This is a genomic window from Gaetbulibacter sp. PBL-D1 (genome assembly GCF_050509525.1).
GTDB lineage: Bacteria > Bacteroidota > Bacteroidia > Flavobacteriales > Flavobacteriaceae > Gaetbulibacter_B > Gaetbulibacter_B jejuensis.
Window position 1 is genome coordinate 2501 of sequence record NZ_JBNWKB010000016.1, and the last position, 23340, is coordinate 25840.

At 33.6% G+C, this 23340-nt stretch carries 17 protein-coding genes, 2 tRNA genes and 2 rRNA genes (1 of these 21 running past the window's edge); 9 read left to right on the top strand and 12 right to left on the bottom strand.

Annotated features, from left to right (window positions below):
- The 9 genes from ACQ0RB_RS12930 to ACQ0RB_RS12970 all read right to left on the bottom strand — a co-directional run.
- A 23S ribosomal RNA gene (locus tag ACQ0RB_RS12930) occupies nucleotides 1–482 on the bottom strand; it reaches 2334 nt to the left of the window's first position.
- A 127-nt stretch (nucleotides 483–609) separates the two neighbouring features.
- A tRNA-Ala gene (locus tag ACQ0RB_RS12935) sits at nucleotides 610–683 on the bottom strand.
- Between the two features lie 80 nt (nucleotides 684–763).
- Nucleotides 764–837 (bottom strand) — tRNA-Ile (locus tag ACQ0RB_RS12940).
- A gap of 83 nt (nucleotides 838–920) precedes the next feature.
- Nucleotides 921–2446, bottom strand: a 16S ribosomal RNA gene (locus ACQ0RB_RS12945).
- Together the 16S and 23S rRNA genes with 2 tRNA genes alongside form the textbook arrangement of a ribosomal RNA operon.
- Before the next feature lie 561 nt (nucleotides 2447–3007).
- Entirely contained in the window at nucleotides 3008–4972 is a 1965-nt protein-coding gene (locus ACQ0RB_RS12950; protein ID WP_430498940.1) for a putative porin, read from the bottom strand.
- 121 nt (nucleotides 4973–5093) lie between these two features.
- A complete protein-coding gene (locus tag ACQ0RB_RS12955; protein ID WP_430498942.1) occupies nucleotides 5094–5960 on the bottom strand; it encodes a hypothetical protein in 867 nt (288 codons plus the stop codon).
- A 22-nt stretch (nucleotides 5961–5982) separates the two neighbouring features.
- A complete protein-coding gene (locus tag ACQ0RB_RS12960; RefSeq protein WP_430498944.1) occupies nucleotides 5983–6798 on the bottom strand; it encodes a hypothetical protein in 816 nt (271 codons plus the stop codon).
- A gap of 17 nt (nucleotides 6799–6815) precedes the next feature.
- Nucleotides 6816–8234 (bottom strand): RagB/SusD family nutrient uptake outer membrane protein, encoded by a 1419-nt coding sequence (locus ACQ0RB_RS12965; RefSeq protein WP_430498946.1) that lies wholly within the window; start codon nucleotides 8232–8234, stop codon nucleotides 6816–6818.
- A 12-nt stretch (nucleotides 8235–8246) separates the two neighbouring features.
- The gene (locus ACQ0RB_RS12970; RefSeq protein ID WP_430498948.1) at nucleotides 8247–11279 is read right to left on the bottom strand and encodes a SusC/RagA family TonB-linked outer membrane protein; all 3033 of its coding nucleotides are present in this window, start codon (nucleotides 11277–11279) and stop codon (nucleotides 8247–8249) included.
- 197 nt (nucleotides 11280–11476) lie between these two features.
- Here ACQ0RB_RS12970 and ACQ0RB_RS12975 point away from each other — a divergent pair, with 197 nt between their 5' ends.
- The 6 genes from ACQ0RB_RS12975 (at nucleotide 11477) to ACQ0RB_RS13000 (ending at nucleotide 17836) form a co-directional block, all read left to right on the top strand.
- On the top strand, nucleotides 11477–12079 hold the full coding sequence (locus tag ACQ0RB_RS12975) for a ribonuclease HII (protein WP_430498950.1): 603 nt from the start codon (nucleotides 11477–11479) through the stop codon (nucleotides 12077–12079).
- Between the two features lie 27 nt (nucleotides 12080–12106).
- Nucleotides 12107–14545: a DUF3352 domain-containing protein gene (locus tag ACQ0RB_RS12980; protein WP_430498952.1), complete on the top strand. Its 2439-nt coding sequence runs from the start codon at nucleotides 12107–12109 to the stop codon at nucleotides 14543–14545.
- 258 nt (nucleotides 14546–14803) lie between these two features.
- Nucleotides 14804–15853, top strand: a complete 1050-nt coding sequence (locus ACQ0RB_RS12985) for a nucleoid-associated protein (RefSeq protein ID WP_129761007.1) — start codon at nucleotides 14804–14806, stop codon at nucleotides 15851–15853.
- Between the two features lie 103 nt (nucleotides 15854–15956).
- Complete coding sequence (locus ACQ0RB_RS12990) at nucleotides 15957–16493, top strand: hypothetical protein (RefSeq protein ID WP_430498954.1); 537 nt, start codon at nucleotides 15957–15959, stop codon at nucleotides 16491–16493.
- 369 nt (nucleotides 16494–16862) lie between these two features.
- Nucleotides 16863–17213 carry a hypothetical protein gene (locus tag ACQ0RB_RS12995; protein WP_430498956.1) on the top strand — a complete coding sequence of 117 codons (351 nt, stop codon included), beginning with the start codon at nucleotides 16863–16865 and terminating at the stop codon, nucleotides 17211–17213.
- 128 nt (nucleotides 17214–17341) lie between these two features.
- On the top strand, nucleotides 17342–17836 hold the full coding sequence (locus tag ACQ0RB_RS13000) for a hypothetical protein (RefSeq protein ID WP_430498958.1): 495 nt from the start codon (nucleotides 17342–17344) through the stop codon (nucleotides 17834–17836).
- 55 nt (nucleotides 17837–17891) lie between these two features.
- Here ACQ0RB_RS13000 and lipB read toward each other — a convergent pair whose 3' ends face one another.
- The 3 genes from lipB to ACQ0RB_RS13015 form a co-directional block, all read right to left on the bottom strand.
- A complete protein-coding gene (gene lipB, locus ACQ0RB_RS13005; protein ID WP_430498960.1) occupies nucleotides 17892–18605 on the bottom strand; it encodes a lipoyl(octanoyl) transferase LipB in 714 nt (237 codons plus the stop codon).
- A 4-nt stretch (nucleotides 18606–18609) separates the two neighbouring features.
- Nucleotides 18610–19365, bottom strand: a complete 756-nt coding sequence (locus tag ACQ0RB_RS13010; protein ID WP_430498962.1) for a hypothetical protein — start codon at nucleotides 19363–19365, stop codon at nucleotides 18610–18612.
- 64 nt (nucleotides 19366–19429) lie between these two features.
- Entirely contained in the window at nucleotides 19430–19588 is a 159-nt protein-coding gene (locus ACQ0RB_RS13015) for a YqaE/Pmp3 family membrane protein (RefSeq protein ID WP_129761015.1), read from the bottom strand.
- A 276-nt stretch (nucleotides 19589–19864) separates the two neighbouring features.
- Between ACQ0RB_RS13015 and ACQ0RB_RS13020 the strand changes: the two genes are divergently transcribed.
- From ACQ0RB_RS13020 to lysS, 3 genes are all read left to right on the top strand, one after another.
- A complete protein-coding gene (locus ACQ0RB_RS13020) occupies nucleotides 19865–20923 on the top strand; it encodes a helix-turn-helix domain-containing protein (RefSeq protein WP_430498964.1) in 1059 nt (352 codons plus the stop codon).
- Between the two features lie 107 nt (nucleotides 20924–21030).
- Nucleotides 21031–21462, top strand: a complete 432-nt coding sequence (locus tag ACQ0RB_RS13025) for a DUF1573 domain-containing protein (RefSeq protein ID WP_430498966.1) — start codon at nucleotides 21031–21033, stop codon at nucleotides 21460–21462.
- Between the two features lie 109 nt (nucleotides 21463–21571).
- Nucleotides 21572–23263, top strand: a complete 1692-nt coding sequence (gene lysS, locus ACQ0RB_RS13030; RefSeq protein ID WP_430498968.1) for a lysine--tRNA ligase — start codon at nucleotides 21572–21574, stop codon at nucleotides 23261–23263.
- Nucleotides 23264–23340: the final 77 nt, after the last annotated feature.

The following is a 23340-nucleotide window of genomic DNA, read 5'->3' on the forward strand; positions in this document are numbered from 1 at the left end:
ACTAGTTCACTATCGGTCTCTCAGGAGTATTTAGCCTTAACGGATGGTCCCGCCAAATTCATACAGGATTACACGTGTCCCGCACTACTCAGGATACCACTATCAATAACGTTTTTTACCTATACGGGATTATCACCCTCTATGATTGCTCTTTCCAAAGCATTCTAGTTCATTACGCATTAAATATCGTGGTCCTACAACCCCAGCATTGCCTTAACAATGCTGGTTTGGGCTGTTCCGCGTTCGCTCGCCACTACTAACGGAATCACTTTTGTTTTCTTCTCCTCCGGGTACTTAGATGTTTCAGTTCTCCGGGTTCGCCTCCTTACGGATAACATGTCTTCAACATGCTGGGTTGCCCCATTCGGATATCTGCGGATCAATTTGTATGTGCCAATCCCCGCAGCTTTTCGCAGCTTATCACGTCCTTCATCGCCTCTGAGAGCCTAGGCATTCCCCATACGCTCTTATTTAGCTTATTGTACTTTTTGTCTTTTTAATGAGTTACAATTATTGCTCGTTACAATAATTTAATTTTATTAAATATTTCTATCTAATTTTCATGTATCTTTTTCAATATGTCAATGAACTTTTTAGCTTTCGCTATCGTGGAGAATATCGGAGTCGAACCGATGACCTCCTGCGTGCAAGGCAGGCGCTCTAGCCAGCTGAGCTAATCCCCCATATACTAGTCGTTAGTACATAGTAGTTAGTAGTTAGACTATAACCACTACTCAACTTCCAGAATTTCCTATTAATTTAGTAGTCTCAGGCAGACTCGAACTGCCGACCTCTACATTATCAGTGTAGCGCTCTAACCAGCTGAGCTATGAGACTCTACTATAATAGATCATTTAAATTAACAGCAAAAGAACAGACTATTCCTTTTTTGAACTTCCTTATTAGTCGTCTTTCTCTAGAAAGGAGGTGTTCCAGCCGCACCTTCCGGTACGGCTACCTTGTTACGACTTAGCCCTAGTTACTAATTTTACCCTAGGCCGCTCCTTGCGGTGACGGACTTCAGGCACTCCCAGCTTCCATGGCTTGACGGGCGGTGTGTACAAGGCCCGGGAACGTATTCACCGGATCATGGCTGATATCCGATTACTAGCGATTCCAGCTTCACGGAGTCGAGTTGCAGACTCCGATCCGAACTGTGATAGGTTTTTAGGATTCGCTCCTGCTCACGCAGTGGCTGCCCTCTGTACCTACCATTGTAGCACGTGTGTAGCCCAGGACGTAAGGGCCGTGATGATTTGACGTCATCCCCACCTTCCTCACGGTTTGCACCGGCAGTCTTGCTAGAGTTCCCGACATTACTCGCTGGCAACTAACAACAGGGGTTGCGCTCGTTATAGGACTTAACCTGACACCTCACGGCACGAGCTGACGACAACCATGCAGCACCTTGTAAGTAGTCCGAAGAAAGATCTATCTCTAAATCATGCAACTTACATTTAAGCCCTGGTAAGGTTCCTCGCGTATCATCGAATTAAACCACATGCTCCACCGCTTGTGCGGGCCCCCGTCAATTCCTTTGAGTTTCATTCTTGCGAACGTACTCCCCAGGTGGGTCACTTATCACTTTCGCTTAGCCACTCAGACCGAAATCCGAACAGCTAGTGACCATCGTTTACGGCGTGGACTACCAGGGTATCTAATCCTGTTCGCTCCCCACGCTTTCGTCCATCAGTGTCAGTACATTATTAGTGATCTGCCTTCGCAATTGGTATTCTATGTAATATCTATGCATTTCACCGCTACACTACATATTCTAACCACTTCATAATGACTCAAGATAACCAGTATCAAAGGCAATTCTACAGTTGAGCTGCAGGATTTCACCTCTGACTTAATTATCCACCTACGGACCCTTTAAACCCAATGATTCCGGATAACGCTTGGATCCTCCGTATTACCGCGGCTGCTGGCACGGAGTTAGCCGATCCTTATTCTTACGGTACCGTCAAGCTCCCTCACGAGGGAGTGTTTCTTCCCGTATAAAAGCAGTTTACAACCCATAGGGCAGTCTTCCTGCACGCGGCATGGCTGGATCAGGCTTGCGCCCATTGTCCAATATTCCTCACTGCTGCCTCCCGTAGGAGTCTGGTCCGTGTCTCAGTACCAGTGTGGGGGATCCCCCTCTCAGGGCCCCTACCTATCGTTGCCATGGTGTGCCGTTACCACACCATCTAGCTAATAGGACGCATGCTCATCTTTTACCGATAAATCTTTAATCAAATGCCGATGCCGACTCTTGATACTATGGGATATTAATCCAAATTTCTCTGGGCTATCCCCCTGTAAAAGGTAGATTGCATACGCGTTACGCACCCGTGCGCCACTCGTCATCAGAAAAGCAAGCTTTTCTATGTTACCGTTCGACTTGCATGTGTTAGGCCTGCCGCTAGCGTTCATCCTGAGCCAGGATCAAACTCTTCATCGTTAAATCTTAAATATTATTTAACAACTAATATGGAATTTTATTCAGTACTCAAAATGGTCTATTCTTTTGTTTAATTAACATCGTTTCCAATGCTAATTTTACGCTGTCAATTCAATATGTTAATGAACTTTTATCTTCTCTTCTAAACCGTCTTATCGGTTAAGCGGGTGCAAATATAAAACCCTTTTTTTTATCCCACAATCTTTTTTGATTTTTTTTTGAAAATTTTTTCGAAACAATTCAAAACCCTTTTCTTAATCAGTATTTCTTGTGAACTTTTTGCCTCAACGTTCCCGTTTTTAGCGGCTGCAAATATACAACCTATTTTTTCTTTATCGCAAACTTTTTTTTACTTTTTTTTTAATGTTTTTCTCGAAAAATTTCGCCCACTCTATAAACCAATACTTTACATGTAATATTCTTATCATTTATACTTCCTGAAAAACTACATTAAACAATAATACACACTTTAAACATATATACATAAACTTAAAACATACCAAATAACACAACACTATTAATCACTATTAACTTTATGTATAGTATAGGTGTAATAAAAGTTTATAAAAAGAAGTTCCACACAATACCAAATCTTACTGTGAAGTCTCGGTATGGATAGTTGGGAGCCGAGTAATAATTATAACCTGTCAAAGCTGAGTTAAAATGTTCTGCTTTTAAATAGATTCTTGTTTGACGAACTTTTGCATTGATAAAAAAGTCTAGCCTTGGAAAGTTTCCTATTTTAGTATTGTTTTGAACGTAAAATTCAGCAAGTACTGGATCGTAAGCATTCATATTATATTCGGAGAAATAATTAAATATGACTCCTGTTTGTAAATAGAGTGCTTTTTTAAAGAAGTGATTAGAATAGTATAATGTATTCCTAGTTATTATTTTTGGTACATTTAATATGTTTTCTCCATTTAGTACTTCTTGATACATGATGGTGTTGTCTAATGCAAATTTCCCATACTTAATTTCTTTATTAAGTTTTAATCTAAAATAATTAATTGAGGAATTAGCTTGATATGGTTTTACAAACGTAGTGTCAGTTTCTTTTTGAAAATAGGTGTAATTATCAATTATAGTATAATCAAAAGAAAGGTTTGCAATTTTTTTAGACTGTAATTGAAAAGCTATTTGTTGTGTATTAATATTTTTAAATAAGCTAGTGTTATCCCAATTATAGTTTAAATAGTCGCTTTGGTATAATTGAAAGTTATAATTTGGTGCTCTAGAACTTGAATTGAATGTTGCTAAAGCTTTAGTATTGTCATTAATTTTATAGGAGGCTTTAGCTTTAAAAAAGTTTCCCTCAAAATCTCCAGAAACGTTAACCCCTAGTTCTCCTTCTATACTAAACTTGTTGAAAGATTTATTATATGCTCCTCCTACAGATAAAACATCTCCCTTTATTCTATTAGTGATACTATTGTCATCTAAAAACACAACTGTATCATATCCATAGTTAAAATTATTGTAATCGAGATTTAATCTTAAATGACCAATATCTTTATTATGATAACTTGCATAAAACCTATTGTAGAAATCTTCTAAAGTTACTTTGTCATTAATACTACTGCTTAAAAAAGCGTCACCAAAATAATCGTTTTGGGCAGTTTGTGTAAATTGGTAATATTTATCTTCAAAAGAAATATTGTTACCGATTATTAGGGTATTATTTGCTAATGAGTCTTGAACTTTGGTGATTTGGTATTGGTGCTCTAGATGAAACCTCTTACCTTCTAGTATGCTTTCAGCATTTTCAAAATTTGGATCAAATACAGAACGGTCTAAAAACTCTTCATCTCCAGTTTCAAAATTTACTAAGTCTTCATCTTGCAAACCTCCATTTTCTTGGTTCATTAAATCTTGCATGACAATGTGAGCTCTAACCTTGTATCTTCTATTTTTTGTAGTGTAATTGGTAGTAAACCTAAAATTACCAGTACTTGTTAATATGTGCTGGTATTTTCCTAACGAACGAAGTCCTTTGTATGCAATAGAAAAATTTAGTTGTTCAGAAGTATTAACTGTAAAGAAGGCGTCTAATAGTTGACCTTGTTCAAAAGCAGATTTATAAAGAAGTTCTGTAAAAGGGGTTGGAACGTGATAATAATTAATATCTTCAATTTCCATATAATTAAAATGTCTTGCTCTTGCTCCAAAAAGAGGCATTGTTCTCTCGGAGTAAAAATTAGAACTTAATGTATTATATGTCTGTCCAAGATTTGAAAAGTTAAGTAACTCAAAGTTATCCTTTCTTAAATAGTTAAATTTATACTCCTTTTTTATTGTTAAACTAGTATCAACAATAGTGGTGTCGTTTTCAAAAGATATTATTTTATATAAGTCAATTGTAGCATCTTGGTTTTTTATATTTTTATTTGAAGTACTCTTATTTGAACTTCGCATTGTATCATTGACAACTTGATTTCTCTTTAATGCAGCTTTATCAACAGAAATTTCTTGAGCTAATCCTTTTAAACTAAAAAAAAATAATACAATACAAAGAAAGTTTTTCATATGCTTTTGATATACTTGATGCAAAAGTAAATATTTAAAACGAGAATTATGGGTGAATATTATGTATAAAAAAACCCACTTTAAAAGTGGGTTTTTTTATACATAATATAATAATTTATTATTACAATTTTGTTAAGCTAAACGATGATTCAAATGGACCTCCACAAGAACTATCTGGATCTTCAATATAGGAAATAACAAAACTCTGATCATCATCCAAATCATAAGTAGATATGTTATCTGGATCAGTAGAGAATATGTAAGCAGGATTTGCTCCTCCAGGTTGACATGAGAGCCCTGGAAGCACATCTGACATTGAAAAACTTCCACAAGATAAATATAAAGTGACTGTTTCGATTTCAGAATTAAAAGCAGGTAATACAGAAGCACTGAAAACTCTAGCTGTAGGATCTGTCGCACTTGTTGAAATTGTAACTGTACTACTTGAAAAGTTTTCGGTTCCGTTTCCTGGTCCTACCGTAGCTGCCACATCTGAAATGGCATACTCACCTACCATATATGTTTCAGGTATAGGACAGTAACGAATTACAACTAAACTATAAGTGATTCTTGGACCAATCACACTTGTATCTTCTACTTCTACTAAATTTATTTTAACAGTTTTACCTGATAAACTTGAAGCTTCATAATCACCAGATGTTACATTAAAAGATCCTACAAGTGAATTTGCCGGAATTTGAAAAGTTGTATTTGGTAATAAAAAGTCTTCTCCCTCTATTGCACTTGAAGTTGGGTCTATAGAGACAGTAAAACTTCTATCATACGGTCTTGATTCAGACACACCTACAGTTATTTGAGCATTCCTAGTAACACCTTCTTCAACTAAAAGTGTTCCACTATTTCCTGGCACAAAATATGCCACAGGAGTTCTATCATTTAAATAACTTGTATCATCATCTGTACTATCACAAGATACAAACCCAATAAATGTTAATAGAACTAAACTTATTTTTAATATTTTCTTCATAATAATAGTGTTAAATTAAATGTTATTGAGGAGTATATACTGAAACTCCATTTTCTCCATAACCTGTGCAATACCAAGAAATTGTAATGACACCTGTTTCTTCATCAACAGAATTAGTTCCACCATCTAATGGAATAATATCACCCCAAGGATCAGTTTGACCTTCCCAACTTATGTTTCCACAGAAATCTGTAAAAACTAATGTGTTATCTGCAGTATCTGTTAAATATTCATCGGCATAAGGACCTTCGCTATACAATCCACCAGAGAAATCAGATACAGAATAAACACCAGCATCAACTTCAGTAATATCAGCATCTATTGTATTTGGGTTATAATCTGGTAAAAAGTCATGATAACCGTAAGTAGTAGTTACAGAATAAGAACCTGATAAATCAGACTCACATTGCTTAAAGATGTCTAAGTTATAAGAATTACTAAAACCTGCTACTTCAGCATTTTCTGAATCTAAGTTTAATATCAGACGTGTTCCGTCAGGATCAGCACCATCATAAAGACCTTCTATAACTAGTGTCCCAGAGTATTCTCCAGCAGCAATAGTAATTGAGTTAGTCACTAAATTGAAATCAACACCTTCTTGCGCAGTTGATTCTGCGTCAACAGATACAGAGAAAGATCTTGCTGCATCACTTAAACTAGTTGCAACTAATACAACTTCTTTAGTTGCTCCTGCAGTAGGAACTAATAATGAAGAAGTAGTTGCTCCATCAAAATATACAATACTGTTACCAGTATATTGGTGTACGTTATCATCTTCATCACATGATACTAATACCATTGACAAAAGAATGACTGATAAATAAAATATTTTTTTCATTGCTTTGATTTTTATAATTAGTATCCTGGGTTTTGCTCCATATTAGAATTAACATCTATCTCAGCTTTAGGGATAGGCAATTGAAATCTATGATCAGAAGCAGTAAGCGTTAGGAATAATGGAGGTGTTCCTGTTCCGTCAAAAAACTCACCAGCATTAGTTCTATTGATAGGTAAACCTTGTCTCTTAATGTCAAAGAAACGGTGACCTTCAAAAGCTAACTCAAGTCTTCTTTCTAACTGAATAGCATCTTTAAGTGCTTGTCCAGTTTCTCCACCACTAACAAAACCAGCATATCTATTAGATCTTACTAAATCTAATGCAGCCAAAGCAGCAGCATCTTGTCCTGTCATTGACGCTAAAGCTTCTGCTTTGTTTAATTGAACTTCAGCAGCTCTAATTACCTTAGAATCTACTACACCAGAACCAGTGTTAACAGAGCTAGATAAATACTTAGCTACGTGGTTGTAAATACCAGCAGAACCATATGGACTAGTATCAATATAGGCAAATCTACGGATGTCAGATGGCTGATATAAGTTGTTTAATCCAAATTCAACTACGTACTCAGAGTAAATTCCGTCAGTTAATGTTTGACTGTAAGGTACACCAGTTGATACATTAGTATCGGTATCAAAGTTTTTTAATTCGAAAAGTACACCGTCATCACTTGAGTCATCCCAAATACCTGGAAAGTTTGCAGTTGTACTAACACTTGCACTAACTTGGTTAGCTGCAGTTACAACATCTGGCATATTTCCTGCATATAAATGAACTCTAGATAATAATCCATAAACAGCATCTTTATTGAATCTTTCAATTCCATTAGAAGAGCTTATTAAATTAGCAGCTGTTTGTAAATCTGTTATGACGTTAGCATAAACTTCATCAACAGTATTTCTAGATGGATACTGACGAACATCTGAAGATGTCATATAAGGCATCCCTAAGGCTGAACCAGAATCAGCTGACTGTGTTGGTATCTCACCAAATAAATTACATAAATTAAAGTGAGATAACGCTCTTGCTGCTAGAGCTTGAGCTCTTACATTATTTTTCTCTTCGCTTTCTTCAATGCGATCAAGATTCTCTAATATAAAATTAGCTTGTTGAATCACTCTGTATGCTTGAGCCATAAAAGCTCCTTGTGTAGCATTTGCATTATATCTCCATTCAAAAGTAGTTCTTTGTGTTTGTCTACCACCTGGGTTATAAATCAAATTATCAGCTAGAACATCAGGGAATGACATATAATTAGCACCATAATAGTTTGCTGACTCCATCATAGTATACATACCATTAATGGCATTCTCAAAATCCCCTAGAGTAACTAATGCTTCACTAGCACCTACTGCATTGTGTGGATTTAGGTCTAATCTTTCATCACAAGAGAAAAAGATTAAACTTAATGTTAATAAATAAATATATTTTTTCATATCAAATATTTTTTAAAATTTTAAATCGATTCCTAAAGATAGGTTTCTTGTTGTTGGGTAACTATAAAGAGAGAACTCTCCAGGAATTACATCAGTTCCTTGTGTTTCACCTGAACCAATACCAACTTCTGGGTCACCTTTAAAGTGAGGTGCATATGTCCATAAGTTAGTTCCAGAAACATAAATTCTTAAACCATCGATTGACATTTTTTCTGTAAACTTACTAGGTAAATTATATCCTAATTGTAAACTTCTTAATCTTATATAATCTCCTTTTTGTAAGAATCTATCAGATGTTTGATTAGTGTCATTATTTGGTCTAGGAAGTACGTTAGTATCGCCAGGAGTTGTCCAATAGTTAAATGCATCTACTCTTTGGTTTGAATTAGCATTATCACCATCGCTTAACATGTTCATTTCCATTATATTATAAATGTAATTACCTTGCTTAAAGTAAAAGTTAGCAGATAAATCCCATCCTTTATAATCTAATGTTGTACTAATGCTTCCGTCTAATTCTGCAAATGGAGACTTACCAGACAATGCTACTTCATTACCTGCAGCTTCATTAGTAATATTACCATCAGTATCATAATATAAAGCATCACCATTTGCTGGATTCACTCCTGCATATCTAGGAATGTAGAATGTGTTAACTTCTTCTCCAACTCTAAGAATTGTGTAATAGTTTGAAGTCGTAAATAAATCTTCTCCAGAATTTGTTAACTTAGTAATTTCATTATCATAAAGGTTTAAGTTACCAGATACTGTCCATCTAAAGTCTTGGTTACGGATAATATCAGCTGATAATTCAAATTCCCAACCTTTATTAACCATTTCTCCAAGGTTTCCTGTTACAGAATAACCTCCTGTAGTATAGGATAATTGCTCGTCTAGTAATAGCTCTGAGGTAGTTCTATTATAATAATCGATTAAACCTCTTACTCTATTTTTAAACAATCCAAACTCAATACCAACGCCGTAGTTAAAGTTCTCCTCCCAACTTAAGTTTGGATCACCAACGTTATATGGCACTATACCTGTTGACGCGTTATATGGAGAAGACCCATAAGTTGTAATAGATTCATAACGTCCAATTTGGTCGTTACCAGAAGTACCTGCAGAAGCCCTAACTTTTAAGTTACTTATAACATTATTATTTGCTAAGAACTCTTCGTTAGATACGTTCCAAGCAACACTACCACTAAAGAAAGTACCGTATTTTGTGTTCTTACCAAATCGAGATGAACCATCACGTCTAATAGTACCTGTAACGATATATCTATCATCGTAGTTATAGTCAACGTTACCTGCTACAGAAAATATAGAATACTCTGATCTAAATCCACCAACAGCATCTGGAGTAGCCGCAGCGTCTAATACAGAAGGACCTCCAACTGTAAACCCATCACCTGAGGCAGAATAAGATCTATAATTGTTAGCAATATATTCAGTTAATGCAGTAACTTCTAAATTGTGTACTTCATTAAATGTATTGTTATATGTTAACTTGTTTAACCAAGTATATGTGAAGTCAAAACTTCCATTATCTGTTTTACTACCAGTTGGCTCACCACCATTAACAATTAAATCTAAAACAGATCCTGGTTGTAAATAATTTTCTCTTCTGTATTGCTCATAAACACCTGAACCTTGAGTTCTAAATGTTAAGTTATCGTGTAATCTTAAATCTAAGAATAAGTTACCAATCACACGATTGTAGAATCTTGAAGATATATTTTGAGTAAGCTCAGCAAGAACAGGATAACCTGCAGAAGTTGCGTTAAACTGTGGCTGACCATTAGCATCTAAAATTAAATTACCTTCATCATCCTGTACATATACAGTTTCATAAGGATTATAATCATACATAGCTCTAAATGGGTTTTGAGCATTGTTTCTATCTCTAGGATCTGTTGTTTCTATAGATGAGAAAGATAAGCTTGTTCCAATAGTTGCCCATTCTTTTGCGTCGTAATCAACATTTAAACGACCAGAAAGTCTGTTGTAGGCATCTAAAGTTTCAATAATACCAGTATCTTCATCATATCCTAACGAGAAAAAATATCTAGTTTTGTCTTCTCCACCTTGTGCAGAAAAACTAATAGATTGTACAACACCATCTTGTAATAAATCATCTTGCCAATCATGTCCTAAAGCTACTAAGCGATTGTACTCTGCATTAGAACTAATAGAAGAACCTTCACCCACGTTTAAACCGTAAGCTCCTAATTCTCTTTCATACTGAAGTTTTTGAGCTGCATTCATCATTTCGAAATTGTCTTTTAACTTTCTGTTAAATCCAATTCTTGAGTTAATTCTAAAAACAGCATCTTTGTCTTTACCACCTCTTTTAGTTGTGATAAGTACAACACCATTACCACCACGAGCACCATAAATAGATGTAGAAGCAGCATCTTTAAGAACACTGATACTTTCAATCTCGTTAGGGTTAATAGCATTTACATCTTCTTCGTTAATCTGAGCACCATCCACAATATATAATGGTTGGTTACCAGCGTTAATTGATCCAATACCACGAACACGTATAAATGCCGTTTGACCAGGCTTACCGTTCTGAGCTGTTACTTGAACACCAGATGCCTGACCCTGAAGCATATTATCAATACTTACAGAAGGTGCAATTCTTTCAAGGTCTTCAGAAGTTACGTTTGATACTGCTGAAGTTAATTGATCTCTAGATTTCGTATTGAAACCTACAACAACAACTTCTTGTAATACCGCAACATCTTCTTCCATTGATAAATTAATAGTATTACTTGCTCCTACTTTTAATTCGGTAGTTTTCATACTTACAAAAGAAAAGACTAAAGTTTCTCCAACATTAGCTTGAATAGAATAATTTCCATCAAAATCTGTTTGAACTCCTCTAGTAGTTCCTTTTACAATTACATTTACACCAGGCAATGGCAAGCCATCTGCTGCTGATGTAACTGTTCCAGTGATAGTCTTCTCTTGTGCAAAAGAAAACTGCATCACAAACGCCATAAATAGCGTCATTAACCATGTTAACTTTAATTTCATAAAACAATTATTTGAGTTAGTCTAGCGCAAACATCTTAATAATATATTAAATATCCAAGTGTTTCTCACAAAAAAATGTTAACAAAACCACCATGAAACTTAATGTTTCAGCAATTTTAACATTTGTATTAAGTTTTTAGCATTTTTAATTTTATTGGATTTCTTTCTAATGTTTTATTTTTAACAAAAATTTACTTTTGAGTCTTATACACACCTTTTCAAAACATACTCTTGAATGTGGAACTGACGAAGCAGGCAGAGGCTGTCTAGCTGGTCCTGTTACAGCTGCTGCTGTTATACTTCCTAAATCATTTAAAAACTCATTACTTAACGATTCTAAACAGCTATCGCATAAAAACCGATTTAAACTCAAGTCCATTATAGAGCAAGAAGCTCTTGCTTTATGCTATACTCACGTTTGGCAAGATGAGATTGATAAAATCAATATATTAAATGCATCTATTTTAGCAATGCACAAATCTATTGAAGGACTAAGTGTTGAACCAGAATTTATAATTGTTGATGGCAACAAGTTTAAACCTTATAATAGTATTCCGCACGAAACTATTATAAAAGGAGATAGTAAATACCTTAGTATTGCTGCTGCTTCAATAATTGCTAAAACCGAAAGAGACTTGTACATGGAGCAAATACACGAAGAATTCCCAGAGTACAATTGGGCACAAAACAAAGGGTACCCAACAAAACAACATAGAGAAGCTTTAAAAAAATATGGTATAACAAAGTACCATAGAACCTCGTTTAGATTATTACCTGAACAATTAAAATTAGACTTATAACTTTTTATATTTGCAAAAACCCTCTTAATGAAACACCTATTTGCATTTTTTATGTTTGCTGTATTATTTTCAAGTTGTGACAACAACAGTAATAAAGCAAAGAAACTTGTTGATCTTATTCCTAGCAATGCTACTCTTGTTATAAAATCAAAAAACATTGAAGGTTTAAAAAGCGGACTAAAAAGCAATACGTTAATTGATAAGCTCTCAAGTTATTCTGAATTTAAAAATTTAGAGCAAAACTTCAAACCGCTGGATTATTTCAATCCAAACAGCGATGTTTTAATTTGCCTTAATAAAGATGCTAACGATAGTTTAGAATTTTCTGTTATTAGCAGATTTCATAAAGATATTTTTAAAACCGACTCTATTCCTAATATAATTTCAGAAACGGTTTCATCAAAAACTAAATCTATAACTAAGTCTACTATTTACAATAAGGTTATTTACAGTACAATTGTTGATAGTACTTTTATTGCATCCAACAGACTTAAGATTTTAGAGTCTTCTATTGAAAACAACAATACTGTTGATGACGAGTTTAAAAAAATTTACTCAACAACCGACAACTCTAAAACCTTTTCAATAATTTCAAAATCTAAAGGGCAACACTACTTCCCAAAAGCTTTTGTTTCTGACTCCTTAAACAATTTGCAGTTTAGCAATTATTTAATGTTAGATGTTGATGTATTGCAAGACGATATTTTAAGCAACGGAATTACAAAAGCAACCGACTCATCACAAAGTTTAATAAACAGTTTTAAAGGCACATTTCCGCAAGAAAATTTGATTAGTAAAATTAGTCCAAAAGATACTGATGCTTTTGTGAGCTACACGTTTAATGATATTAAAATTTTTAAAGAGAATTTAGATAAATTCTACCCTAAAGATTCCACTGAAATTGAAACCGAAATTTTTGACAATATTATAGAGGTTGGTACACTATATTCTAACAATAAAACAGCAGTGTTTTTCAACTCACTGGATCCAACCACAACTGCTGCTAATTTAGATACATCTATTCCTATTGAAACCTATAGAGACATTGATGTTTACGAGTTTAAATCACCAGAATTAATTAGCAATTATTTCTCGCCTTTAATCACCAATTCTTCGGCTTCAAATTATGTAAAAATTGAGGACTTTTTTGTGTTTTCAAATGACATTGATTTTTTAAAAGAAATCATTTCAAATTATCAAAATAACACTACGCTTTTTGAACAGGATCATTACAGTCGTATTATGCAAAATTTAAGCGACGAAGCTTCTATTTTAATCTACGGAAATGCTTCAAGACTTAACACTGTTTTGAACACCAATTTTTCGGAAGAAAAAACCCTTGACTTATCAGGTTATCAATCGTCTGCAATTCAATATATTTATGACACCGATTTTGCGCATGTAAACGCCATCATTAAAAAGCATAAAGCAAAGCGTATTTCCAATAGTATTTCTGAAGAAACCACGATTACTTTAGAAGATGATTTACTTACCAATCCGCAATTAGTTACCAACCATACCAACAATCAAAAAGACATTGTTGTACAAGATGTAAAAAACAATCTTTACCTCATTTCTAACGACGGTAAAATTTATTGGAAAAAGCAGCTTGAAGGAAAAATACTTGGTACTATTGAGCAAATTGATAGTTATAAAAACGGTAGACTTCAACTGGTATTTGCTACCTCAAACAGAGTTTATGTTTTAGATAGAAATGGTAAAGACGTTTCTGGTTTTCCGTTGAAGTTTAATGACCAAATAACGCAACCGCTTTCTGTATTTGACTATGATAAAAAGAAAAACTACCGTTTGCTGGTTACACAAGGCAAATCGCTTTTAATGTATGATAAAGACGGAAAAATAGTTAAAGGCTTTACGTATAAAAAAGCACCAAGCACTATCAATACACAACCGCAACATTTTAGAATTGGAAACAAAGATTATATTGTGTTTTCGCAAGGTAAAAAACTCGAAATCCTAGACAGAACAGGAAAAACAAGAGTTAAAGCAAGTACTGATATCGATTTTTCAAACAACAAAATTTACCTATACAACAACAAGTTTACCACTACAACAAACAATGGTGTTTTAGTACAAATTGACCAAAACGGTAAATTTAGTAGTGCCAATCTTAACTTAAAAGAAAACCATAAGCTTACCACAACCAGTAAGACCTTAGTTACTTTGTCTGAAAATAAACTGGATATAAAATCTAAAACGGTTGAGCTAGATTATGGCGAATACACTGAACCACAAATTTTCTACATTTACGATAAGATTTATGTCACCACTACCGATCTTCAATCCAAGAAAATTTACTTGTTTGACAGTCAAGCAAAGTCCATAGCCAATTTCCCTATTTATGGTAATTCAGCTATTGTATTGGATAATATTGATAAAGACCGAAATCTTGAAGTGGTAACCAAAGGCGACACCAACAGCATTATTTTGTATCAAATCAATTAATTAGCGTCATTTTCTTTGTATATAAAAATCAATTTTGTACTTTTAAAAACGCTATTAATCAACCAATTACAATACAATTTTTTCAAACACCTTTTATTAACTATACAGCGGACAATCCTCATGTAGGTGATGATTTGTTATGAGATTATAGCAACCAAATCTCAAGTCCCTGAGTCTTCATTGCGCCAAAGGAAACTTTGGCGCTTTTTGTTTAAAATAGCTCTAATTTTAGTACTATTGTATCCTTAAAAAAATACTATGATAAAGCGCAACAAAGCATCTATTTCAAAATGCATCTTACATAAAGTCGGTAATAAGTTCAACAGCACAAAAAATGCGTTTTCTGAGCAACTTATAGATTTTGACGAAGTCAGCTACGACCTTATTGTACCTTATCTTTTAAGACCTTTTACTAGCGTAGCCGAAACCTATAGGTTCAATCATCATTCTAATATTGAGCTTAACGAAATCAACACCTACTCGTCTCAATTACTTAACGATGACAGCAACTTTATTGAAGTATCAAAACACATTGTTACACATTTGTTTGAGCAAAGTAATTCTGCACAAATAAAAACAGGAGATGTTATTGTGTGCATGCTTCATGATATACAATATGAAGACTATGTGTGTGACGCTGTTGGTATTTTTAAAATTGAAAACAAAGCGCATTTTTTTCAAACCTATTTAGAAAACAATAGCTACGATATTATTGTACAAAAAGGAATAGCCACCAAAAAGGTTGATAAAGGCTGCATAATACTTAATACTGCTGATACCGAAGGCAAAATTGTGCTAAGTGTGGACAATAACAACTACGACACGCAATACTGGATTAAAAGCTTTTTAAACGTTAAATATCCTGACGACTCTAACCAGCATACTAAAAACTATATCGAAATGTGTCGTGAGTTCTCTAAAGATGTGATGCAACCACAGTTTGGAGGTCAAGAGCAAAGTAACTTTTTAGCTAAAACGGTTGACTTTTTTAAGGAAAACGAAATTATAAACGTTGAAACCTTTAAAGAAGATGTCTTTGATGACGAAGATAGAATACAGCTTTTTGAAGACTACAAGAAAACCTATGAAAGTGACCACAACCTTGTACTGAGAAACCAGTTTGATGTCTCTGAAGTCGTACTTAAAAAGCAAAAACAAAAAATAAAAACCGAAATAAAGCTAGACACCAACATACAAATAAAACTAGATGTTGATGCACCTGATGCTTCTGCCGAATATTTAGAAAGAGGCTATGACGAAGCTAAAAAAATGCACTATTACAAAGTATTTTTTAACGAAGAAGGCTAAGCTTGGCTTTGTGAAAATTTTCAGCTAACTTCGTCTAACGGTCGATATAGTTTATTAAAACAATCCATATCTTTATGAAGTTGCAAAACATTTGAAACATACTATGGGAATAAAATTAGGAGCACACGGACAAAAGCCTGAATATAATACAGACGAATATCTAAAAAAGTTTATTCCTTTAGTTATTAAACACGCATCTGAATTTGATAATTTTTCTTTAAGAGATTTGACTGATAAAATGAAATTATCAGATAAAGATAAATTAGTATATAACGACAATGATTTTATATATGATTTAAAAACAAAATTAAAAGAAATTGGACTAGCTAATGTATTACCAAATGGTTCACTTTCATTAACCGACAAAGGGAGAGACAAAAAAAACGGAACTGAACCACACAATAGACTAACTAAATATCAGAAAATATATCTACCTCTATTCATAGTTTTTGGATTATCTACTTTTTGTTTAGGTTGGTCAAATTATCTCTCAAATAAAGAAGTTAATTTTCAGAAAGAGAAAAACAGTCGTTTAGAATCTGACTTTGCTCATTATAAAGATTCAGTAAATGAATATATAAAAACAATAAAATCAAAAACAAAACTAAACGTAAATGACTCTTTACAAACCAGAAATTAGAACGATTTAAAAAAAAGTGTACCAAAAACGTATATAAAAATTGCTTAGTTCTGTTTATTACTTTAAATTTTCCAATTATTTTTAGTTATTAATCGGAAAGTAAATGCACTTTAACAAGCAACTAATCTTACATAAACACGTTAGACCAAACTTCTAAAAAACACTGTTTTATTGTCTTCTTCATTAACAACAAGCAAGTAACCCTTTTTAACTTCTATTTCAACACTAAAAACCACTATTACCCTGAAAACATTAGTGTTATATTAACAAAAAATAATAGCACTTTTTAGTATATTCGTATTTCAAATTGTATATTTTAAGAAATCAATAAAAAAAACAATAAATAACACTAATTCAATACTTTACATTATGAAATCAATTCTTATTTTAGTTTTAGCACTTTTTTCGTTTAGTATTCAAGCTCAAGACACTGTTAAAGAAGGCGACGTTTTACGTATTGGTAAAGCTAGTGGCGAAACCTACTCACATGTAGATTTTCCACGTCTAAACACTTTAGTAAAAAGAGGTAGTGTAGCGTCTTACAAAAATGTAGTTGGTGAATTGGCAGTAGTGGAATCTGTAACTAAAGACAAAGACAACACTGTAAAAATCACTTTGAAATTAAAAAGCGGAAAGAAGTTTTTTAACTATTTAAACTCAGTTTCTGCCGATTATGATAAAGCTATAGCTTCAGGCGAGCTTAAGCAAGCAGCATATTAAACTAAAAGTAAATCAAGAACATTACACGCTAACAAAAACAACTTAAACAACATGTTTTCAGATAATTAATTTGCAAAAAAAAAAAAAAAAAGAAGTACATTTGATTAAACATTAATAAACTCTCTATTATGAAAAAAAGTGTATTTGTTCTATTATTATTTATTCTAGTGGGTTATTCCTGTAATGATTCAGAAACTAACGACAACATGTCAAATGATGACCTTCCGAATACAATTGCAAGAATTAGTTCTAATAATGATATAGTTTTTGTCAATAAAAGCAGTTTAAAATCTCAATTGGAAAATGCTCAAAAAAAATCTGGTTTAGCTACAATTAAAATTGAGCAGTTATATATTGACGTTAGTAAAGCCGTAGACGACGAAAATGTAGAAATCAAACAATTAATAGCAAGTAATGCAGATGGAAGCATTAAAATCGCTTATTTTCTAAAAGAAAACAATGGTAGTTATTCTTTGGACAGTTCATCTACAATATTAAAATGTGAAGGTTGTAGAGATGGCTGTAGCCCAAGAAGACACGCTAATGGTGACGGTTACTGTACAAAATGTGTAGGAGATTATCAAACATGTACTAAAACAGAAACATTAGAACCAGTTGAGTAAACCAACTAAAAGAATATTTTCTCCTTAAGTTTTCCCTAGTCAGACTCTTGCGTTTTCAATTAATTTTTTGAAGCTTAAATTCTGCCTCAAATAGAGTTGAAAAATGTTTTAACAGTTTCTCCTTTACTTGAGGCATACTTATACGCTCTACGCCCAACTCTACATTAAGCGACGTTACAGCCTTTCCTCTTATACCACATGGTATAATGTTATCAAAATAGCCTAAATCAGCATTGACGTTAAGTGCAAAACCATGCATAGTTACCCAACGACTCGCTCTTACTCCCATTGCGCAAATTTTTCTTGCAAATGGCGTACCTACATCCAACCAAACACCTGTTTCACCTGGACTACGCTCTGCTTTTAAACCATATTCGGCAAGCGTAAGAATAATCATTTCTTCTAGTAATCTCAGGTATTTATGAATATCGGTAAAAAAGTTGTCTAAATCCAAAATAGGATAGCCTACAATTTGACCTGGTCCATGATAGGTAATATCTCCTCCTCTGTTTATTTTATAAAACGTAGCTCCTTTGTCTTTTAGCTGCTCCTCGTTTAAAAGCAGATTAGACATATCACCACTTTTTCCTAAGGTGTACACATGAGGATGCTCTACAAACAAAAAATAATTACTTGTAGGCTCATTAGTAGCTTCTCTTCTATTGCGAATCTTTAGGTCTAAAATGCTTTTAAAAAGCTCTTCTTGGTAATCCCAAGTGTCTTTATAGTCTTTTAAACCTAAGTCTTGTATGTCTATTGTTTTGTTCAAAAAATTAGTCTTCTAAAATTACTTCAACATCTAAAAGTGCAGGGTTTTTTAACGACTCCATAAAGTTAACTTCTAGAGTAAAACTTTTACGGTCATCACTAAACATTGCTGCTTCGTTTGATACTGATTTTATAGGTTTAGGGAAATGATAATTCAATGTATAGTTTGAAGTTGCAAACATCATTTCCATTGAGCTTAAACTATCCATAGCTTGTTGGTGAAGTTCTGTATCAATAATTTTAGCAGAACGCTTAAAAACACCTTTCTTGAAAGTATATTTAATATCTGTAGCACTATTACTTCCTAAGCTAGAAAACGGATTTGAAGCATCGGCAGGTTTCATTCCACCTTCACCTTGCATGTTACTAACACTGTTCATAGCTTGAAACATATCTTGCAGCTCACCAGCATCTTTAAAATCGGTTAGTAAATCAAACTTCATAACGCTAGTTTCAGTATCCATAAGCATGTGCATTTTAAAGTTCTCTAAAGCCTTAAGCTTATCTTGGTCTTCTTGCGGAAGCTTAGAAATACTATCTCTTTTTTCGTCTAAAAAGTCTTTAAACACAATGGTAGAATCCATTCGTTCAGTACCATCTTCTTTCATTTTTTCACCAGCCATTTGCATCAACTCTGAAGCATCCATTGAAAACTCCATTTTACCGCTTCCGTCTTCATTAATGTAAATGTTTTCAGAAAATTGACAACTTGTAAGGCAAACCATTGCCAGAGATACCACTAGTAGGAAAATTCTATTCATTGTATTGAATTTAGATTATGATTAGTGATACAAAGATAGGTTTATTCTGCTTTAGAAAAAAGGCTTATCGATCAGGATTATTTAAGATAACCAAAGCTGCTATAACTCCAGGAACCCAGCCACAAAGCCATAATAAAAACACGATAATTATTGAGCCACAACCTTTGTCTAAAACTGCCAAAGGCGGACAGATTATGGATAAAATTACTCTCCAAATACTCATTGATGATTAGTTTTAATGATTGATGTACTTATTTGACGTGCTATTTCAGCATTTGTTACAAATCAGTTATCCTTCATTCTTAATTTTAAGAAAAATATAAAGAAGTGTCAGTTCGAGTAATTTTTAGTTTATAAAAATTGTATCGAGAACTATTTATTAGTACAAATTCTAATTCTCGATACAAATTTTACAATTTATTATTGCAAAATTCACTCGAATTGACAAATTTGCCCTTAAGCGCAATAAGGTTTAATTTTTTTATAGTAGATTCGTGACATGAGGTTTAAAGCACTTTTTGTAGCCTTCGTTTTGATGTCGTTTTATGGTAAAGCGCAACATTTATTTTCTGGTCAAATTGATAAAGCTCATTGGCACGAAAATGTGTACTTATCTGTTATTGAAGACTACAGAAAAATTTCAGGCGTATATCCTGAACAAATTATAGCTAAGGTTACAGCAGATTCTTTAGGTTATTTTCAGTTTACAGGAAATCAACTAGAAAGCGAACATCGCATTTACAGAATTCATGTTGACAATTGCATTGAAAACGAACAAGACGCCAACCATTTTAGCGGACATTGCGATGATAGCAAAGAAATTGTATTTATCGCTAAACACAACGACACCATTAATTTTCCGTTTTCTTTTAATAAACAAATGTTTTGCGATGTAAAATCTGACAACGAACAAGCTAATGCGTTTATAAAAATTGACTCGCTTAAAGAAGACATGCGTTTTGCTTTTGGTGAATTTAGAAGTGAAGCCAACCGTAAACTGAACAACAAAAAGTGGTTTAAAACACTACAGGATTATGGCAAACAACTTAACGAGCCAATTGCTGAGCTTTACATTTATGCATTCCTCTCAGAAAGAAGTAATAGTGTACATAGTTACTATCTTGAAGATTTAAAAAACAACAGCTACTACGACGATTTATTGACTCGTTTAGAAGCGCGTTATCCAAACTCACCTTACACCAAACAATATAGAAGTGAGCTAACTTCAGATGAATACATACTATCCAACACCAGCGATAATTCTAGCTTTAATTGGACTCACTTGCTCTATCTTTTATTAGCGATTTCTATCCTTGGGAATTTATGGTTTTGGTTAAAACTAAAAGCCAATAAAAACCAATTCAATAAAACAACTAAAGAACAACTTACCAATCAAGAGCAAAAAATACTTGAACTTTTGCTTAACGATAACACTAATAAAGAGATTGCTGAAAGCCTTTTTGTGAGTTTGAGTACAGTAAAAACACATATAAACAACATTTACCGAAAGCTAAACGTACAATCTAGAGACGAAGCTAAATCACTATTTAACAAATAGTTAATAAAATTCAAACCAGGTACTAGTACTCATTTCAAACCCTAAAAATGTTCTTTTTTTAATTGTAATGTTGATGTTTGCGTAAGTATTAATCAAAAACAAACATTATGAATTATTCAACATTACAAAACAAGAACAACAGTTTAATTTTAAAATTATCATTAGTTGTTTGCTTGCTTATCTCAGGATTCGGTTTTGCACAAGAGACTGCAAAAGCTGGTCAACTTACTTTTGAAACAGAAGAAATCGACTACGGAACAATTGCGCAACATGCTGATGGAGAACGTACGTTTAAATTTACCAATACAGGTGAAGCTCCAATAGTGATTTCAAATGTAAAAACCTCTTGTGGTTGCACAGTTCCTGAGTATTCAAAAACTCCTATTTTACCTGGTGAAACAAGTGAAATTACGGTAAAATACGCTACTAACAGACTAGGAGTATTCAAAAAAACAATTACAGTAATGTCTAACGCAGATCAACCTACTAAAGTCCTTAAAATTAAAGGTGAAGTTCTAAAGAGTGATACTGAAGGATAATTATTAAAAACCGTTTGACACTTTTTAGAGTCAAAATGTTAAATCAACCTAAAAAGTTGCGTGCTAGTTGTGTTAAAAAATGTAATTTTGCATTTCAAAATCAAATAGCATGCAGCTTTCAGAACAAGAATTAGTAAGAAGAGAGAAACTCAACAAACTTCGCGATTTGGGAATCAACCCATATCCAGCCGATTTATATCCAGTAAACCATACCTCAAAACAAATAAAATCTGATTTTGAAGAAGGTAAAAAAGTAATTATTGCTGGTCGTTTAATGTCTCGTCGTATACAAGGAAGTGCTAGTTTTGCTGAATTACAAGATAGCGAAGGTCGCATCCAAGTTTATTTTAACAGAGATGAAATTTGCTCTGGTGACGACAAATCAAAATATAACGACGTTTACAAAAAGCTTCTAGACATAGGAGATTTTATTGGTGTTGAAGGCACACTTTTTAAAACCAAAGTAGGCGAAAAAACTGTAATGGTAAACGACTTTACCTTACTTAGTAAAGCGCTTAAACCATTACCACAACCACGTGTAGATGCTGACGGTAAAGTTCATGACGCATTTACCGATCCTGAACAACGTTACAGACAACGTTATGCTGATTTAGTAGTAAATCCTCATGTAAAAGAAGTATTCGTTAAGCGTACAAAATTGTTTAACGCTATGCGTCAGTTTTTTAATAACGCTGGTTATTTTGAGGTTGAAACTCCTATTTTACAACCTATTCCTGGTGGTGCAGCTGCAAGACCTTTTGTAACACATCACAATAGCTTAGACATTCCACTATACATGCGTATTGCTAACGAGTTATACTTAAAACGTTTAATTGTTGGTGGTTTTGAAGGTGTATATGAGTTTTCTAAAAACTTCCGTAACGAAGGTATGGATCGTACTCATAATCCTGAGTTTACAGCTATGGAAATCTACGTATCATACAAAGACTACAACTGGATGATGGATTTCTGTGAGCAATTACTAGAGCATTGTGCTGTTGCAGTAAATGGAACTCCTGAAGCTACTTTTGGAGAGCACAGCATAAGCTTTAAAGCACCTTACAAGCGTATTACAATGCGCGATTCTATCTTAGAATTTACAGGTTTTGATATTTATAATAAGACTGAAGACGAGATTCGAACTGCTGCAAAAGGCATGGGAATTGAAGTTGACGATACCATGGGTAAAGGTAAGTTGATTGATGAAATTTTTGGTGAAAAGTGTGAAAGCAACTACATACAACCAACCTTCATTACAGACTATCCAAAAGAGATGAGTCCATTATGTAAAGAACACAGAGAAAACCCTGAGTTAACTGAGCGTTTTGAGCTTATGGTTTGCGGTAAAGAAATTGCAAACGCTTACTCTGAATTAAACGACCCAATTGACCAAAAAGAACGTTTTGAGCATCAATTAAAGTTAGCTCAAAAAGGAGATGATGAAGCCACTGAGTTTATAGATTACGACTTTTTACGTGCGTTAGAATATGGTATGCCACCAACTTCAGGAATGGGAATTGGTATGGACCGTTTAATCATGTTCTTAACCAACAATCAAAGTATTCAAGAGGTATTATTCTTCCCTCAAATGAAACCTGAAAAAAAACAGGTAGAAATGACTGAGGAAGAAAAACTCGTATTCAATATTCTAAAATCTAACTCACCTATTGACCTTAATGAGTTAAAAACCCAGTCTGCACTTAGCAACAAAAAATGGGACAAAACTATTAAAGGGTTAACTGGTAAAAAGTTAGCTAAAGTTAATAAAACTGATGACAGCCTATTGGTTGAATTAGCTTAAAAAACTAACACTATAATTTATTAAAAAGAACCGTTTATTAGCGGTTCTTTTTTTATGTATAAACTAAAAAAAACATT

Bases quoted from the DNA above. Each gene is read 5' to 3' on its own strand.
- ACQ0RB_RS13025 (WP_430498966.1), top strand. From the start codon at position 21,031: ATGAATTATTCAACATTACAAAACAAGAACAACAGTTTAATTTTAAAA.
- ACQ0RB_RS13010 (WP_430498962.1), bottom strand. From the start codon at position 19,365: ATGAATAGAATTTTCCTACTAGTGGTATCTCTGGCAATGGTTTGCCTT.
- ACQ0RB_RS12995 (WP_430498956.1), top strand. From the start codon at position 16,863: ATGAAATCAATTCTTATTTTAGTTTTAGCACTTTTTTCGTTTAGTATT.
- ACQ0RB_RS12970 (WP_430498948.1), bottom strand. From the start codon at position 11,279: ATGAAATTAAAGTTAACATGGTTAATGACGCTATTTATGGCGTTTGTG.
- lysS (WP_430498968.1), top strand. From the start codon at position 21,572: ATGCAGCTTTCAGAACAAGAATTAGTAAGAAGAGAGAAACTCAACAAA.
- ACQ0RB_RS12965 (WP_430498946.1), bottom strand. From the start codon at position 8,234: ATGAAAAAATATATTTATTTATTAACATTAAGTTTAATCTTTTTCTCT.
- ACQ0RB_RS12985 (WP_129761007.1), top strand. From the start codon at position 14,804: ATGATAAAGCGCAACAAAGCATCTATTTCAAAATGCATCTTACATAAA.
- ACQ0RB_RS12955 (WP_430498942.1), bottom strand. From the start codon at position 5,960: ATGAAGAAAATATTAAAAATAAGTTTAGTTCTATTAACATTTATTGGG.
- ACQ0RB_RS13015 (WP_129761015.1), bottom strand. From the start codon at position 19,588: ATGAGTATTTGGAGAGTAATTTTATCCATAATCTGTCCGCCTTTGGCA.
- ACQ0RB_RS12960 (WP_430498944.1), bottom strand. From the start codon at position 6,798: ATGAAAAAAATATTTTATTTATCAGTCATTCTTTTGTCAATGGTATTA.
- ACQ0RB_RS12990 (WP_430498954.1), top strand. From the start codon at position 15,957: ATGGGAATAAAATTAGGAGCACACGGACAAAAGCCTGAATATAATACA.
- ACQ0RB_RS12950 (WP_430498940.1), bottom strand. From the start codon at position 4,972: ATGAAAAACTTTCTTTGTATTGTATTATTTTTTTTTAGTTTAAAAGGA.
- ACQ0RB_RS13000 (WP_430498958.1), top strand. From the start codon at position 17,342: ATGAAAAAAAGTGTATTTGTTCTATTATTATTTATTCTAGTGGGTTAT.
- ACQ0RB_RS12980 (WP_430498952.1), top strand. From the start codon at position 12,107: ATGAAACACCTATTTGCATTTTTTATGTTTGCTGTATTATTTTCAAGT.
- ACQ0RB_RS13020 (WP_430498964.1), top strand. From the start codon at position 19,865: ATGAGGTTTAAAGCACTTTTTGTAGCCTTCGTTTTGATGTCGTTTTAT.